The following is a 15,373-nucleotide window of genomic DNA, read 5'->3' as shown; positions in this document are numbered from 1 at the left end:
AAAATGCCATGCAGGTTTCTAGTAGCCAGAAAGCTTAGAAAAACGGTCCTTTAACCAGCTCGACGAACCGAAGCTCGCTTCGAGCACGCGGGCGCGCTTGAGGTAGAAGCCGACGTCGTATTCGTCGGTCATGCCGATACCGCCGTGGAGCTGGATCCCCTCGTTCGCCATGGTGTGCATCACGCGGTTGGCCTCCGCCTTGGCGATCGTCGCCGCACGCGCGACGCCGAAGCCGCCGTCGACGGCCTGGAGGCCCGCCTCGACCGCCGAACGCATCTGCGCGAGGTCGGCAAAGAGGTCCGCCATGCGGTGCTGCAGCGCCTGGAAGCTCGCCAGCACCTGGTTGAACTGCACGCGCTGCTTCAGATAGGCGAGCGTATCGTCGAACACCTGCTGCGCCATGCCGAGCATCTCGGCTGCCGTCAGCACGCGCGCCCGGTCGAGCACATCGTCGAGCAGGCTGTCGCCGCCGCTGGCAAGCTTGTCCGCGGCCGCACCGTCGAAAGTGACATCGGCATGGCTGCGCTGGTCGGTCAGCTTGCGGGTGGTGAGCGCGACGCCGTCGCCTTTCTCGACCAGGTAAAGCCCGTCCTTGGCCGCAACGACGAACAGGTCCGCGCCATGCGCTTCATGGACGAAGGCCTTGGTGCCGCTCAGCTTGCCGTCGGACACGCTGGTCTCGATCTTCGCAGGATCGTGGCTCGGCCCCTCGTCGACGGCGAGGGTGGCGATGGCCTCGCCGCTCGCCAGCCTGGGCAGCCACTTGGCCTTCTGCTCGTCGCTGCCGCCCAGAACGATCGCCGAGGCGGCGACGGTGTTCATCACCAGCGGGCTGGCGGTGAGCGTCTGGCCGAGTTCCTCGACGACGAGGCCCGCGGACAGGAAGCCGAAGTCCGACCCGCCGTGTTCTTCGGGGATGATGACCCCGGCCCAGCCCATCTGCGCCATCGTCGCATAGGCGTCGCGGTTGAAGGCTTCGGGCTCGCCGCTGGCGCGGACCTTGCGGAATTCGGTGACCGGGCTTTCGTTGACGGTCCATTCGCGCGCCATATCTCGCAGCATTTCCTGTTCTTCGTTGAGAACGGCCATTGTCCTTGCTCCCCTCTCTTACTGGTGGTCGAGCATGCCGAGCACGCGCTTGGCGATGATGTTGTTCTGGATTTCGGTCGAGCCGCCATAGATGGTGGTCGCCTTGCCGAAGAGCCACGCGCGCACGGCCTCGAGCTCGCCGTCCGAAAAGCCGTCGCCTTCCCAGCCGAGGCCCTGCAACCCGCGGATTTCGATCAGCAATTCGCTGCGTTCTTGGCTCAGCTTGGTGCCGAGCTTCTTGAGCACAGAGCTGATTTCGGAGACGCCGCCAGCTGCCTTGCTTTCCTCCATCGCGCGGCGCGCAGTGAGCAGGAAGCTGTTCCAGCGGATCTCGAAATCAGCGATCTTGTCGCGCAGCACCGCATCGGCGAGTTCGCCGTCGGCGCCCGTCGGCTGGTACTTCTTGGCGATATCGCCAAGGCTCTGGCCCATGAGACGGGCGAGGCTGCCGCCGCCCGAGATGTTGGTGCGCTCGTGCTGCAGAAGGCGCTTGCCGATGGTCCAGCCCTGGCCTTCCTCGCCGACGAGGTTTTCCTTCGGGACCTTCACGTCGGTGAAAAAGGTTTCGCAGAACGGGCTGGTCCCGCTGATCATGGTGATCGGGCGGACTTCGACGCCGGGCGTGTCCATGTCGATCAGCATGAAGCTGATGCCCTTGTGCTTGTCGCTCTTGTCGGTTCGTACAATTGCAAAGCACTTGTCCGCCCATTGCCCGCCGCTGGTCCAGGTCTTCTGGCCGTTGACAAGGTAGTGGTCCCCCTTGTCCTCGGCAAAGGTCTGGAGGTTCGCGAGGTCAGAGCCGGCATTGGGTTCCGAATAGCCCTGGCACCAGCGGATTTCGCCGCGGCAGATCGGCGGAATATGCTCCTGCTTCTGTGCCTCGTTGCCGTATTCGAGCAGCGTCGGGCCGAACATCATGACGCCCATGCCGCCGATCGGGTTGTAGGCACCCGCCTTGGCGAATTCCTGGTCGATGATCTTGGCCTGCGCCTTGGTGAGGCCGCCGCCGCCGTATTCCTTCGGCCAGGTCGGCGTGCCCCAACCGCGCGCGCCCATGGCTTCGCGCCATTTTTTCTGGGCGGGGGTTTCATTGGTCGGGCCGTCGACGCCGGACAAGGCATTGTTGGTGCCCTTGAGTTCATCGGGAAAATTGTCCGCCAGAAACTGCTGCACTTCCGCGCGGAAGGCGTCTTCGTCGGTCTGGGTTGCGGGCTCGATTTGTGTGGCCATGGGTGTTTTCTCGAAGAATCAAGGAAAGACAGATAAGAATGTAGGCTACGGGGACGAGGATCCCTCCGTCAGTATTGTTGTTCGGGTAGGTGAAGAACCAATCCATCCAGCATCGGCTTCATCGGAATCTGACAGGCAAGGCGACTGTATTCAGTGGTGCCTTCGGCGAACTGCAAGAGGTCGGCCTCCATTCCATCATGCATAAGCCGACCCACCTTGTCGATCCATTCGGGATCGACATGCACATGACAGGTCGCGCAAGCACATACCCCTCCGCAATCGCCATCGATACCCGGCACGTCATTGTATAGCGCCGCTTCCCTGGCTGTCTCGCCTTCTTCTATTTCGACCTCCCGTCGCTCACCATCGCTAGCCACGAACGTAATTTTGATCATCTTGAACTCCGCATTTCGATCTCGAGAGTCAGCGGGCGCGGAGCCGCACCGGCAGCCTGGTGATTCCGCGGACGAGGTTTGAAAAAAGACGCTCTGGTTCACCTGTAACCTCGACCCGGGAAAAGCGCTTGTGAATTTCTTCCCAGATGATCCGCAGCTGCAGTTCCGCGAGCCGGTTTCCCATGCAGCGGTGAATGCCATAGCCGAATGAGAGGTGATGGCGCGGATTTTTGCGGTCGATGATGAACTGGTCCGCGCGCTCGATAGCACTCTCGTCGCGGTTGCCTGACAGGTACCACATCACCACCTTGTCGCCCTTCTTGATCTGTTTGCCGCCGATCTCCCAATCTTCCAGCGCGGTGCGGCGCATATGAGTGAGGGGGGTCTGCCAACGGATGATTTCCGGAACCATTTTGCTAATGAGCGAAGGATCCGCGTCGAGTTTCGCGTACTCGTCCGGGCTTTGGTTCAAGGCGAGCACGCCGCCGCTGATGGAATTGCGTGTTGTGTCGTTTCCACCGACGATCAGCAGCATAAGATTGCCGAGAAACTCGAGGAACGGCATGTCGCGCGTGGCGGGAGAATGAGCCATCATCGAGATGAGGTCGTTCTTCGGCTCCTCGTTTATCCGTTCGTCCCACAGAGTCTTGAAATACATCGCGCAACCGATGAGTTCTTCGCGCCGCGCCTCGTAGGATTCGACGATCCCGGTTTCAGGTGCCGCAGTTGCTACATCGGACCAGCGCGTCAGCTTGCGCCGCTCCTCCCAAGGGAAATCAAACAAGGTTGCCAGCGTCATCGTCGTCAACTCGATCGCAACCTTATCCACCCAGTCGAAATCTTCGCCAATCGGGAGTTCATCGAGAATCTCTCCCGCGCGCTTGCGGATGATCGGCTCGAGCAGTTGCAGGTTGGACGGAGCCACTGCCGGAGTCACCGCCTTGCGCTGCTGATCGTGCTTGGGCGGGTCCATCGCTATGAACATTTCAAGTTCGAGCGCGCCTTCCACCGAATGCATGTCCTGGATTGCAATTCCGCCTAGCTTCGCTTCCGAAGAGAAGACCTTATGATTGGTGTCCACCGCCATGATGTCGTCGAACTTGGTAATGGACCAGTAAGGGCCGACATAGCTCTCGCGGCAGTAGTGGACAGGTTCTTCGGCGCGCAACCTGTCAAAAAATAGACCGATGGTATCGTTCTGAAACAGGCTTGGCCGGGCCACGTCGATTTCCTCGATCGGAATTGACGCGATCCTCGCCGCGGCATCCGGCTCGGCGATCTGGCTGTCCATAAGAACTATTCCTTCTACATCTCAGGCCTGATCGGCCTTCAGTCATCCTTAAGGGAGACATCTCGTGCAGTCAATAAATCGTATACTCTTTTAGTCCCTTGCAGACACCAATCCCATCGGATAGTGTGCCGATCCAACGAAGGTTTGCTAATATCCTTATACTTTTTATTCGAGAGGTGCGGGTGTGCTGATGAGTGGCGGATGTCAGCGGTGAAGAAGGCCAAGCGTGCCCTTTCTCTTGCGCAAAGCATCGTGCGGGACATCGAGGCGGGTCGCCATAACCCGGGTGACAGGCTTCCGCGCGAGGATGAAATGCTCGCGCGTTACGAGGTTGCGCGCGCAACTTTGCGGGAGGCTTTGCGGTTCCTGGAATTGCAAGGGGTCATCCATCTCCAGCTCGGCCGTGGTGGAGGTCCCGTCGTAGCCCGTCCGCAGACCGGCGATTTTGCAAGCAGTTTGTCATTGATTCTGCATTTCATGGAAGCCGATTTGCGTGGTTTGCTTGAATTGCGCGAAGCAATTGCTCCCGATGTCGCAGGGTATGCAGCCCAGCGTGCAACTACCGCTGATCTCAGCGCGTTGGCAGGGTGTCTGGCGGAATTGAGGCATCATGAAGCCTCTGATCAATTCGAGGAACTTAATCGCAGATTTCACGACTTGTTGGGTTGGGCGAGCGGCAATCCGCTGTTCGGTTTGCTGACCTCTGCGATGCATCTGTTGACCCGCGAGTTTTCCCATTCGCTGGGATATTCGGCACAGGAACGGGCGGTGCAGATGAAGTTTCTGGTGCGGGTGCTCGAGGCAGTGCGGACTGGCGACAGCGCCGCGGCCCGTCAAGCAATGAGCCGGTTGGTGGCCGGCTCTGCCGTCTATCTTTCGGAGCGCAGTCCCGAGCTGGTCTCGCAGCGGGTGCGGTGGGGGCAGCTGTAGAATTTTCAATAGTTTGAGTGTGCGTTTAGGCAAGTGGCTGGAGAGGAAGAATGGCGTTGAAGAGCCGAATATGCGAAATGCTGGGGATCCGGTACCCGATCCTGCTTGCCGGGATGGGCGGAGCGAGCGTTCCGGCGCTGGCGGCTGCGGTTTCGAATGCCGGCGGGCTCGGGGTCCTGGGTGCCGCGGCGTGTTCGCCCGATCAGTTGCGTGACTGGATTCGCCAGACCCGGGAATTGACCGACAAACCTTTCGGTGTCGATACGCTGCTCCCCGCGTCGGTCAGGCGCGGCTCTGCCCCTCAAAGCGGTGCTGCACCCCAAAATCCCATGGATCTGATGGGTGAATATCAGCAGTTCGCGCGCGACTTCATGGATCGTGAAGAGCTTCCGGAGGTCGATGCTGCCGCCGCCATGCGGGCGGCGGGCGCGCCTGAAATGGGCAAGGGCGGCCCGCAGTTGTTCTCGAAGGAATTCTTTGAGGCGCAGATGGAAGTGGTGATCGAGGAAAAGGTGCCGGTTTATGCTGCCGGCCTTGGCAATCCTGAACCGTGGATGGATCGGCTCCATGCCAATGGCACCAAGGTCATGGCGGTGATCGGCAAGGTCAAGCACGCCGAACAGGTCGTCGGGTCGGGCATCGACATGATCGTCGCGCAAGGGCACGATGGCGGAGGTCACAACTCGCCGATCGGGACTATTTCCTTGATTCCCCAGGTGGTCGACGCCGTTGGCGATCGTGTTCCTGTCCTTGGGGCCGGCGGTATCTCGGATGGCCGGGGTGTTGCCGCTGCGATGATGCTGGGGGCAGAGGGCGCGTGGGTCGGCACGGCATTTCTCGCGACCGAGGAAGCGGGCATCGAGCGCTTCCAGAAAGAGGCGATCACCGAAAGCGGCGATGCCGATACGGTCGTTAGTCGATCGCTTACCGGCAAACCGGCGCGCATGATCCGTAACAAATGGGCCGACGCCTGGGTGCAGGCCGGAAAGGAGCCTCTGCCGATGCCCTATCAGTCGATGATCTCCGGCCCGGTCATGGCCTCCGGGATCAAGGCAGAGCGCAAGGATGTCATCCCCGGCTTCGCGGGGCAAGGCATCGGCCTGATCGATTCGATCCGGCCTGCCGCCGAAGTGATGCGCGACCTGGTCGATGGAGCCGAGAAGGCGTTGGCGTCCGCTGGTATCTACAAGTGAAGCGCAGGAGGCAAGAAGATGGCTTACGCCAAAGGTCATGAATTGCGCCGCCCCGTAGAGCCTCTCAGAGCGCTGGGGCAATGAGGCAGTTGATTGCCGACAAGGAGGATACGGCGCAGGTGTTCCGTATCGTCAAGGCATTGTCGGGCAATTCCTATTATCGGAATTTCAATCGCTTCATGAAGTCGAGCGATGGGCGGCGTATCGCTTCCGACCGGGCCGACCTACTTGAAACCTTGTGCGATCGCAAACGCCTTGCGACCTGTGCGTCTGGCACGCTTGGCCGAGCCTACCTCGATTTTGTTTACGGGGAGGGTCTGACAGCAGAAGGTCTGGCGGAAGCCAGCGAGGCCGGAGGTCTGGAGGACCTCGGCGACCCCGATGTTTCCCTCTATCGTCGGCGCCTTCGCGATTCGCATGACCTGTTTCATGACGTCGCCGGATACGGCAGGGACGCACTGGGCGAATTGTGCGTGCTGTCCTTCGGAAACGCGCAATTCTATAATCACGGGATCGCTTTCATCTTGGGCGTCGGCATTCCCAAGATGAAACTGGAAGCTGCCCAGTTGCCAGTGGCGCGCGCTGCATTTGAAGCGTGGCGCCGGGGCCGGGCTGCAGCCGATCTGACCACCTTCTACTGGGAAGAAAATCTCGATCGTCCGTTGGAGGATGTCCGCCGCGAGTTGCGACTGCGTCCGCCGGAGACCTATCAGAGGGTGCGCGCTCTTTCCGAACAGCTCGAACGCGATTACCAGGCGGTCAGGCAGGCATGAGCTTAAGCGACAAATCGGCCATCACCGGAGTGGGCGAAACCGCTTTCGTGAAAGGCACCGAGAAAACCGCGGTCGACATGATGCTGGAAGCATCGCGCAAAGCCATAGCAGATGCAGGGCTGAAGCCGTCGGATATCGACGGCATGGTTCCTCCGCCGATCTACACCACCTCGGAAGAGATGGCGGCTAACCTCGGTATCGAAGTTCTGCGCTATGCCTCTACGGTCCACATGGGCGGGGCGAGCCCTACCACGGCACTCCAGAACGCCGCGATGGCAATTGCCAGCGGCTTATGCGACCATGTGCTGGTGACGCTCGGGTGGAACGGTTATTCCGCCTTGCGGCCCAAGCCTGGCGCACCGCCGACGCGGCCGATGAACATGAACACCCTGACGAATACGATCCAAGGCTATTACATTCCGTATGGCGTGTTCCTGCCGGTGCAGATGTATGCCTGGCTCGCCACCCGGCACTCCCGAATTTACGATATCGGCCCGGAAGCGATGGCGGCCGTTGCACTGGCGTGCCGTCGCCATGCGCAGATGAATCCGCAGGCCTTCACTTATGGCCGGGAACTGGATGCCGAAACCTACCATTCCGCGCGCTGGATATCCGAACCCTTTCGCCTCTACGATTGCTGTCTGGAGACTGACGGGGCATGCGCAGTCGTGGTTTCGCGAATAGACCGCGCCAGGGACATGCCGCATGTTCCCGTGAGCATCGCCGGTGCGGCTGAAGGGCATCCTTACCCCGCCGACGATATCCCTTCGCGTCCCGACCCCTTCAAGATCGGCCTGAGCTACGCCGCGCCGCGCGCGTTCGAAATGGCGGGGGTCGATCGCGAAGACATGGATTTTCTGCAGATCTACGACTGCTTCACCTACGTGGTTCTCCTTCAGCTGGAGGCCCTGGGCTATTGCGAACCAGGTGGACAGGCAGAGTTCGTCGCGAATCGCCAGATCGAGCTGGGCGGGCGCTATCCCGTCAACACCCATGGCGGCCTGCTGAGCGAGGCCCATGTTTGGGGACTGAACCATGTCGTCGAGGCGGTGCGTCAGTTGCGCCACGATTGTGGGGAGCGGCAGGTCGAAGGCGCCCAGACCGGCCTGGTGACCGGCTGGGGCGATCTGGGTGACGGCAGTATAGCGATTTTGAGGAGGTTTGCGTGAGCGACGAGAAAGATCTGCCGCCCAAGATGCGCCCCTCGGCGCAGGCCGCACCAGCCAAGCCAAAGCCGCGCCCGCAGGATCCGGTGGAGCAGGAATTCTGGAACCGGTGTCAGGACGGCAACCTTTACTTCCAGCAGTGCGAAGGATGCGGCAGTTTTCGGCATTTGCCGCGCTATATGTGCGCCCGATGCGGTTCTCCTGAATGGTCGTGGGAGCATAGCACCGGCAATGGCACGCTGTTTTCCTGGACGGTGACCCATCAGGCACTGCATCCCGCCTTCGCCGGCGAGATTCCCTTCATCGCTGCGGTGGTGGAACTGGAGGAGGGAGTGCGCATGGCAACCCGGCTGGTCGATTGCGCGCTCGACGAGCTTGAGCTCGATCTGCCGGTCACGCTGGATTTCGAGCCGATCTCCGAAGATTTTCGCCTGCCAGTATTCCGACCCGTCGCGATCGCGCGCGCAGAAGGATAGACCAAGATGGATCTCGACTACGGACCCCAGTATGACGCGTTTCGCGAGGAAGTGCGCCAGTTCCTGCAAACCCACGGTCACCGCGCACCCGATGGCCAAGGCCGTGCCGCGCGCCCTTCCCCCGAAGCCGTCGAATGGCAAAAGCTGTTGATCCTGCATGGTTACACGGCGCGTACGATTCCCAAGGAATACGGCGGATACGGAGCCGAGCCGGACATCCTGAAATCGCGGATCATTGCCGAGGAATTTTCGCGCGCTGGCATCCCCGCAGGCCTTGCGAACCAGGGCATTTCCATGCTCGTTCCCACGCTGCTGGAACTCGGAACCGAAGCCCAGAAACGGCAATGGATCGAGCCGACCCTAAATGGCGAGATAGTCTGGTGTCAGGGATATTCGGAACCTGGAGCGGGATCGGACCTCGCCGCGCTCAAGACCAGCGCCCGCGTCGAAAATGGCGACTTTGTCATCAACGGACAGAAGATCTGGACCAGCACGGCCAAGCAGGCGGACATGATCTTTTGCCTTGTTCGGACCGAACCGGACGCGCCCAAGCACGGCGGCATCTCCTACTTGATCTTCTCGATGGACACACCAGGGATCGAGGTCCGACCACTCAAGACCATGACCGGTCATGCCGAGTTCAATGAAACGTTCTTTACCGACGTGCGGGTTCCCCTGGATCAGATCGTCGGGCAGCGCGGGCAGGGGTGGTACGTGGCCAATGCCACACTGGGCCATGAACGTGGCATGCTGGGCGACCCCGATGCACTGGAAAACCGGCTCCAGGCGCTGGTCAGGCTGATGCAAAAAGAACGCATCGGCCAGGGTTGCGCAATGGACAACGCCGTTCTGCGTGACCGGCTGGTTGCATTGCAAGCCGAAGTCGCGGCGATGAAATTCAACGGCATGCGCATCCTGTCGAACAGCCTTAGGGGGGATGCCGGCGGCATGGCGAAACTTGTCGTGAAGCTGCAGAGCTGTGAGCTCGCCCATCAGATTTCCGCGCTCGCGATCGACGCAATGGGCGAGATGGGCATACTCTATCACGGAAGCGAGCGCGAGCGCGAAGACGGTGCCTGGCAGTGGAACTACATGTTCCAGCTTGGTCTGATCATCGGTGGAGGCACCGCCCAGATCCAGAAGAACATCATCGCCGAACGCGGGCTGGAAATGCCGCGCGAACCCAAGTTCGCAACGCCTCCCGCCGTCGAACAGGCGACGGCCGTTGCAAGCGGGCAGAATAAGGGAGCCGCCTGATGGATTTCGGACTTTCGCAAGACCAAGAGATGCTCTGCGACGCGATCAGCCGCACTCTTGCTGATACTTGTCCGCTCGATCATGTGCGCGAATGCGCGGAGGGCTCGGTTCCCTTCAGCGACAACGTGCGTTCGGCGCTGGGCGAAATCGGCATTTGGGGAATGATGGTTCCCGAGCAACATGACGGGCTCGGGATGACAATGCTCGATGCCGCCGCTGTGGCCGAGCAGCTCGGCTATGCCGTCGCGCCGGTGCCTTTTATCGGTGCCCATGTACTGGCACCCCTTGCGCTGGCACAGGGCGGTAGCGAGGAGTTGAAGGCGCACTGGCTGCCGAGGATAGCGAAGGGCGAGGCGCAAATCGCCGTCGCGATCGCGGAAACGGTGGAGATCCGGGACCGGGCAGGCGTGGACTTCGACGGCGCAAAGCTCGACGGAACGGCTTTGTTCGCGCTCGACTTCCTGGAAGCCGACGCGTTTCTGGTAGCCGATACCGCCGGTCGTATGCACTTCGTAGCTGGCGATGCTGCGGGTCTGGAGAAGGTTGCTCTCAAAACGATCGACCGCACCCGGAGCGTAGGGGAGCTGCGGTTTTCTGGCGTAGCGGGCGAGGCTCTCGCGGACGATGGTGGGGCCACAGTCAGGCGCCTGCGGGACGCCGGCCGGGTGCTCCTGGCCGCCGATAGCCTCGGTGCGGGCCAGGCTATGATCGAAAAAGCGGTCGACTATGCCGGGCAGCGCGAACAGTTCGGACGAGTGATCGGCAGCTTCCAGGCGGTCAAGCATATGTGCGCGGAAATGGCTGCCCGCCATGAACCATGCCGTTCGCTGGTCTGGTATGCCGCCCATGCGTTCGATGCGACGCCCGACGAGGCTTCGCTGGTGGCATGCCATGCCAAATCACATACGGGCGAAGTCCACCGTTTTGTCGCCCGAACCTCAACCGAGGTGCATGGGGGGATGGGTTTTACCGATCTCCTAGGTCTGCATTTCTGGTTCAAGCGAATCGGTTTCGACCGCCAGGTTCTGGGAAGTCCCGAAGCGGTCCGGGCCGAAGCAGCGGCCTTGCAGGGGTGGACGCAGGTCGCATGAGACGATGAATTAGGCGCACGCTACCGACAAAATCGTGGCCACCAAGGAGAGAGGAATTAATACGTGATCGACTGGAACCTTGGCGACATCCTTGATGCAATCGAACCTGCGGTCCCGGAAGATGCTCCGGCGCTGATTCACGGCGACCGGATCATTAGCTGGCCCGAAATGTCGAAGCGTTCGAACAATTTGGCGCGCAATCTGCGCGCGCAAGGTGCAGGCGACGGGGCGAAGATAGCCTTCTACATGCGCAACCGTTCCGAATACGGGGAATTGATGGCCGCGTGCTTCAAGGGCCGCCTCACGCACGTGAACATCAATTATCGTTACCGTCCCGAGGAGGTTTTCTACATCTTCGACGATTCCGATAGCGAGGTAATTGTTTACAGTTCCGAGTTCCGCGACTGCATTCTTGAACTGAAGGAACGGTTGACCAAGGTTCATACATTTGTAGAAATCGGCGATGCTTCGCAGATCGCTTCCTTCGCGCTTCCTTACGAAAAACTTGTAGAAGGTAACGGCGCGCCTCTCGATATCGAGCGTTCTCCCGATGACCTGCTGTTCATATATACAGGCGGTACCACCGGCATGCCCAAGGGCGTGATGTGGCGACACGATGATATGCGCAAGGCTCAGCTCGACGCGCAAAAGCTGCTGGGTCCGGTTCCCCAGACCATGGAGGAAATGGTGGCCCTGGTGAAGCAGGGCGAGCTTGCGCGCATCACTTTGCCGGCGTGCCCGCTGATGCATGGAACCGGGTTCATTACTGCTATTGGCACGCTCATGTCGGGCGGGGCCATCGTCACGCTGTCCGATCCATCCTTCGACGCGGAAGAATTGTGGGATGCGGTGGACCAGCACAAGGTGCAGAGCATCGCCATTGTCGGTGACGCTTTTGCCAAACCCATGCTGCAGGCGCTGGACGCCCACCCGAAGCGCTGGGACACGAGCAGCCTGATTTCGATCATCTCGTCCGGCGTCATGTGGAGTAAACAGGTAAAGGCGGGCCTGTGCAAACATATCCCCCAGGTCATCCTCATGGACAGTTTTGGCGCTTCGGAAGGGCTGGGCTACGGCTTGTCGGTGACGACCGCACAGGGCGGCACCAACACCGCGAAATTCGGGATCGGGGAATTTTGCGACGTATTCGACGAGAACGACCGGAAGGTCGAGGCGGGGAGCGGCGTGCCCGGCTTTATTGCCCGCAAGGGCGCAATCCCCACAGGATACTACAAGGACCCGGAAAAGTCGGCCAAGACTTTCAGGACGATCGATGGCGTGCGTTACTCCATCCCGGGCGACTGGTGCCGGGTGGAATCCGATGGAAGCCTGACCTTGCTGGGCCGCGGCAGCGTCTGCATCAACACCGCAGGTGAAAAGGTTTACCCCGAGGAGGTGGAGGAAGTGCTCAAAACCCATCCCGCCATTGCCGACGCGCTTGTCGTCGGGGTGCCTGACGAAAAATGGGGCGAAGCGGTGACCGCTGTGGTGCATTTGACCCAGGATGCGGACTTCGACGCGCAAGCGATCAAGGATCACGTGCGCCAGCAACTGGCAGGTTACAAAACGCCCAAGGCGATTTGCCCAACGCAAACCGCCTTGCGCGCGTCAAACGGCAAGGCGGATTATACTACGGCTAAAGACATCGCGAAAGCGGGTGCCGGGGCCTCGTGAGCCATTCGCCCCCTCCTGACTATGATGTCGTAATCGTCGGGGCCGGGTTCAGCGGAATATACCTGCTTTACAAGCTGCGTCAGGCGGGGTTCGATGTTCTGCTGGTAGACGCAGCGGAGCAGCCGGGCGGAATCTGGTACTGGAACCGCTATCCGGGAGCACGGGTCGATTCCCAGGTTCCACTTTACGAATTTTCCATTGCGGAAGTATGGAAAAGCTGGACGTGGAGCGAACGATTTCCAGGCTGGGAAGAACTGCGCGCCTATTTCCTCCACGTCTGCGATACGCTCGACCTCTGGCCGGCAATGCGAATGAAAACACGGGTCGAAAGCGCGCCGTTCGATGAAGACACCGCCTGCTGGCGATTGAAGCTCGACGATGGCGGAAAAGTAAGCGCGCGTTTCCTCTTGCCGGCCCTGGGGTTCGCCTCGAAACCCTACATTCCCGATATCCCGGGCCTTAGCGATTTCGAAGGCGAATGGTGCCATACCGCCCGCTGGCCGCAGGAAGGCATCGACCTTTCCGGCCGCCGGATCGCCCTGATCGGCACGGGTGCCAGCGGCGTACAGGTGGCGCAGGAGGCGGCAAGCTGCGCGGAGCAGCTGACGCTTTTTCAGCGAACCCCGATTCTCGCCCTTCCCATGCGGCAGGAAAAACTGGACGCTGATCGTCAGCTTCGCGAAAAATCCGAATATCCCGCTGTCTTCCAGAAAAGGCTTACGACAAGTGGCGGTTTCGAATGCCAATCGCTGGACATTTCGGCCCTGGCTGTGACCGAGGAAGAGCGGACTACGCATTTCGAGGATTTGTGGCAGCGAGGAGGGTTGCGCTTCTGGTATCATAATTTCGCTGACATACTGACGAACGAGGACGCCAATCGCCACGCCTACGAGTTCTGGCGTGACAAGGTGCGCGAGCGGATCTGCGACCCGACCATTGCCGAGAAGCTCGCTCCCGATGAGCCGCCACATCCCTTCGGGACCAAGCGACCATCGCTCGAACAGAATTATTACGAGATCTTCGCACAAGACAATGTGACGCTGGTCGATCTGAACGACACCGCGATCACTCGCGTCACCGAGGCCGGGATAGAAACAGCCACTGGCATGATCCCGTGCGATCTCATTGTCTTCGCGACCGGCTTCGATGCCGGTCGTGGCGGGCTCATCGACATGAACATCACCGGCCGCGGAAGGCTGGCGCTGGCAGAAGCATGGAAGAGTGAGATCAAAGCCTATCTGGGCATGGCCGTCGCCCAATTTCCGAACATGCTGTTCGCCTACGGCCCGCTCAGCCCTTCAGGCTTTTCCAACGGTCCGACAAGCGCCGAAATCCAGGGTGACTGGATCTGCGATTTCCTGATCTGGCTGCGCGATAACAGGATCGGCCTTTTCGAAGCCGATGCGCTGGCCGAGCGAAGCTGGACCGATATGGTCGCCCAAGTAGGGTCGATGACGCTCTTCCCCAAGGCTGAATCGTGGTACATGGGCGCCAATATTCCCGGCAAACCCCGACAACTGATCAATTTCCCCAGCGTATCTGGTTACGCCGATCTATGCCACGATGTCGCACGGCACGATTATCGTGGTTTTATCAGGAATACACTATCCGGTATGGAGACTGCGCCGAAATGAATGAAATGAAACCAATCCACGACGGGTCAACAGATATTGATCCCGTATGGGCCGGCGACGGGGCGGATATACCCGAATGGTTCGCCTGGGCGCTGAGCGTGCCCCGTGAGGAAGGCTTCGTAGAGGTTGGTGGCGCGCGGGTGCATTATCTTCGCTGGGGCAGGCGTGACCGGCCCAAATTGCTCATGACTCACGGTTTTCTCGCCCATGCCCGCTGCTTTGCCTTCATCGCACCGTACCTTGCCGAAGACTACGACGTGGTGGCGTTCGATCTGGCCGGTATGGGCGATAGCGAGATGCGCGGCGTGGCCGATATAGCTGCGCGGGGAAAGGAATTTGTCGAGATCAGCGAAGCGCTCGATTTGTTTGCAGATGGAAGCAGACCGACGATCATCGCCCATAGTTTCGGCTCGGGTGCAGCGCTGACCGCCGTTTCCCAATCGCCGGATGCCTTCGCCGGCGTTATTGTCTGCGATCTCATGGTGATGCGGCCCGAAAAGCTGGAGAAATACTGGACCATGGGCAGATCGAGCCCCGGGTCGGGTAATCCTGACAAACCGGTGCGACGCTACCCCACCTACGAAGCGGCGCGCGAGAGGTATATCCTGTCGCCGCCGCAGGCAGTTGGTGAGCCGTTCCTGATGGATTACATGGCCTATCACTCTCTCCGCCGCGATGGCGAGGAGTGGACATGGAAGTTTTCTCCCGAAGTGTTCCGGCGCAGCAACAAGCCCGACGAATGGCTGACAGTAGGCCAGAGGCTGGTCGATGCGCCCGGGCGCAAAGCGATTGTGTACGGCGAGAAAAGTCAGCTCTTTGATCGCGATTCCGCCCGCTATATCCGGGAACTGGGAGGGGGAAAGATACCAATTGTTGCAGTGCCCGATGCACGCCATCATCTCATGCTGGATCAGCCGCTCGCGTTCGTCGCTGCGCTACGGGCGGTACTGGCCTTTTGGAGCCTCTGAGATCCCCCATACTAAGAGGCTGGTTCCTGGTCAGAGGCCAGCGAGATGGGGGCAAAGGGCGTCCATATTCATCTTGTACTATATCCGAACTATTGTCGCCGTCGGCACGGCGAACGCTTCGTTGGTCTCGATGCCAGCTGGGGCAAAAGCTTTATCGGGAGCAACTCGCTTAGCGCGCCAACCATTGCTGATCTTTAGCAAACGTT

General features: G+C 60.3%; 14 protein-coding genes. 10 read left to right on the top strand and 4 right to left on the bottom strand.

The annotated features are described in order from the left end of the window. Positions 1–18: 18 nt before the first annotated feature. From GRI38_RS09710 to GRI38_RS09695, 4 genes are all read right to left on the bottom strand, one after another. Entirely contained in the window at positions 19–1,089 is a 1,071-nt protein-coding gene (locus tag GRI38_RS09710; protein ID WP_160683001.1) for an acyl-CoA dehydrogenase family protein, read from the bottom strand. Positions 1,090–1,107: 18 nt separating this feature from the next. After that, positions 1,108–2,319: an acyl-CoA dehydrogenase family protein gene (locus GRI38_RS09705; RefSeq protein ID WP_160682999.1), complete on the bottom strand. Its 1,212-nt coding sequence runs from the start codon at positions 2,317–2,319 to the stop codon at positions 1,108–1,110. 68 nt (positions 2,320–2,387) lie between these two features. Further along, complete coding sequence (locus GRI38_RS09700; RefSeq protein WP_006834191.1) at positions 2,388–2,714, bottom strand: 2Fe-2S iron-sulfur cluster-binding protein; 327 nt, start codon at positions 2,712–2,714, stop codon at positions 2,388–2,390. 28 nt (positions 2,715–2,742) lie between these two features. Beyond that, positions 2,743–4,005, bottom strand: coding sequence for a cytochrome P450 (locus GRI38_RS09695; protein WP_006834190.1), 1,263 nt, complete (start codon positions 4,003–4,005; stop codon positions 2,743–2,745). A gap of 201 nt (positions 4,006–4,206) precedes the next feature. Between GRI38_RS09695 and GRI38_RS09690 the strand changes: the two genes are divergently transcribed. The 10 genes from GRI38_RS09690 (at position 4,207) to GRI38_RS09645 (ending at position 15,167) form a co-directional block, all read left to right on the top strand. Further along, positions 4,207–4,935 (top strand): FadR/GntR family transcriptional regulator, encoded by a 729-nt coding sequence (locus GRI38_RS09690; RefSeq protein WP_006834189.1) that lies wholly within the window; start codon positions 4,207–4,209, stop codon positions 4,933–4,935. A 50-nt stretch (positions 4,936–4,985) separates the two neighbouring features. Further along, on the top strand, positions 4,986–6,128 hold the full coding sequence (locus GRI38_RS09685) for an NAD(P)H-dependent flavin oxidoreductase (protein WP_006834188.1): 1,143 nt from the start codon (positions 4,986–4,988) through the stop codon (positions 6,126–6,128). 80 nt (positions 6,129–6,208) lie between these two features. Continuing rightward, positions 6,209–6,901 (top strand): Coq4 family protein, encoded by a 693-nt coding sequence (locus GRI38_RS09680; RefSeq protein ID WP_006834187.1) that lies wholly within the window; start codon positions 6,209–6,211, stop codon positions 6,899–6,901. Then, complete coding sequence (locus tag GRI38_RS09675; protein WP_160682997.1) at positions 6,898–8,070, top strand: thiolase C-terminal domain-containing protein; 1,173 nt, start codon at positions 6,898–6,900, stop codon at positions 8,068–8,070. The genes GRI38_RS09680 and GRI38_RS09675 overlap by 4 nt, the downstream gene beginning before the upstream one ends. Beyond that, positions 8,067–8,543 (top strand): OB-fold domain-containing protein, encoded by a 477-nt coding sequence (locus tag GRI38_RS09670; protein WP_160682995.1) that lies wholly within the window; start codon positions 8,067–8,069, stop codon positions 8,541–8,543. The genes GRI38_RS09675 and GRI38_RS09670 overlap by 4 nt, the downstream gene beginning before the upstream one ends. Positions 8,544–8,549: 6 nt before the next feature. Continuing rightward, positions 8,550–9,800 (top strand): acyl-CoA dehydrogenase family protein, encoded by a 1,251-nt coding sequence (locus tag GRI38_RS09665; protein WP_063506922.1) that lies wholly within the window; start codon positions 8,550–8,552, stop codon positions 9,798–9,800. After that, a complete protein-coding gene (locus GRI38_RS09660) occupies positions 9,800–10,891 on the top strand; it encodes an acyl-CoA dehydrogenase family protein (protein ID WP_050599567.1) in 1,092 nt (363 codons plus the stop codon). Before GRI38_RS09665 ends, GRI38_RS09660 begins: the two co-directional genes overlap by 1 nt. Positions 10,892–10,954: 63 nt before the next feature. Beyond that, complete coding sequence (locus GRI38_RS09655; RefSeq protein WP_006834182.1) at positions 10,955–12,565, top strand: acyl-CoA synthetase; 1,611 nt, start codon at positions 10,955–10,957, stop codon at positions 12,563–12,565. Continuing rightward, the gene (locus GRI38_RS09650; RefSeq protein ID WP_160682993.1) at positions 12,562–14,199 is read left to right on the top strand and encodes a flavin-containing monooxygenase; all 1,638 of its coding nucleotides are present in this window, start codon (positions 12,562–12,564) and stop codon (positions 14,197–14,199) included. Before GRI38_RS09655 ends, GRI38_RS09650 begins: the two co-directional genes overlap by 4 nt. Then, positions 14,196–15,167, top strand: coding sequence for an alpha/beta fold hydrolase (locus GRI38_RS09645; RefSeq protein ID WP_050599570.1), 972 nt, complete (start codon positions 14,196–14,198; stop codon positions 15,165–15,167). The genes GRI38_RS09650 and GRI38_RS09645 overlap by 4 nt, the downstream gene beginning before the upstream one ends. Positions 15,168–15,373: the final 206 nt, after the last annotated feature.

Origin of the sequence: Parapontixanthobacter aurantiacus (genome assembly GCF_009827635.1) — a bacterium.
Lineage (GTDB): Bacteria > Pseudomonadota > Alphaproteobacteria > Sphingomonadales > Sphingomonadaceae > Parapontixanthobacter > Parapontixanthobacter aurantiacus.
This window is presented reverse-complemented; position numbering and strand designations above follow the sequence as displayed.

Excerpts from the sequence above, each read along its gene's own strand:
- GRI38_RS09710 (WP_160683001.1), bottom strand. The coding sequence starts at position 1,089 with ATGGCCGTTCTCAACGAAGAACAGGAAATGCTGCGAGATATGGCGCGC.
- GRI38_RS09705 (WP_160682999.1), bottom strand. The coding sequence starts at position 2,319 with ATGGCCACACAAATCGAGCCCGCAACCCAGACCGACGAAGACGCCTTC.
- GRI38_RS09700 (WP_006834191.1), bottom strand. The coding sequence starts at position 2,714 with ATGATCAAAATTACGTTCGTGGCTAGCGATGGTGAGCGACGGGAGGTC.
- GRI38_RS09695 (WP_006834190.1), bottom strand. The coding sequence starts at position 4,005 with ATGGACAGCCAGATCGCCGAGCCGGATGCCGCGGCGAGGATCGCGTCA.
- GRI38_RS09690 (WP_006834189.1), top strand. The coding sequence starts at position 4,207 with ATGTCAGCGGTGAAGAAGGCCAAGCGTGCCCTTTCTCTTGCGCAAAGC.
- GRI38_RS09685 (WP_006834188.1), top strand. The coding sequence starts at position 4,986 with ATGGCGTTGAAGAGCCGAATATGCGAAATGCTGGGGATCCGGTACCCG.
- GRI38_RS09680 (WP_006834187.1), top strand. The coding sequence starts at position 6,209 with ATGAGGCAGTTGATTGCCGACAAGGAGGATACGGCGCAGGTGTTCCGT.
- GRI38_RS09675 (WP_160682997.1), top strand. The coding sequence starts at position 6,898 with ATGAGCTTAAGCGACAAATCGGCCATCACCGGAGTGGGCGAAACCGCT.
- GRI38_RS09665 (WP_063506922.1), top strand. The coding sequence starts at position 8,550 with ATGGATCTCGACTACGGACCCCAGTATGACGCGTTTCGCGAGGAAGTG.
- GRI38_RS09660 (WP_050599567.1), top strand. The coding sequence starts at position 9,800 with ATGGATTTCGGACTTTCGCAAGACCAAGAGATGCTCTGCGACGCGATC.
- GRI38_RS09645 (WP_050599570.1), top strand. The coding sequence starts at position 14,196 with ATGAATGAAATGAAACCAATCCACGACGGGTCAACAGATATTGATCCC.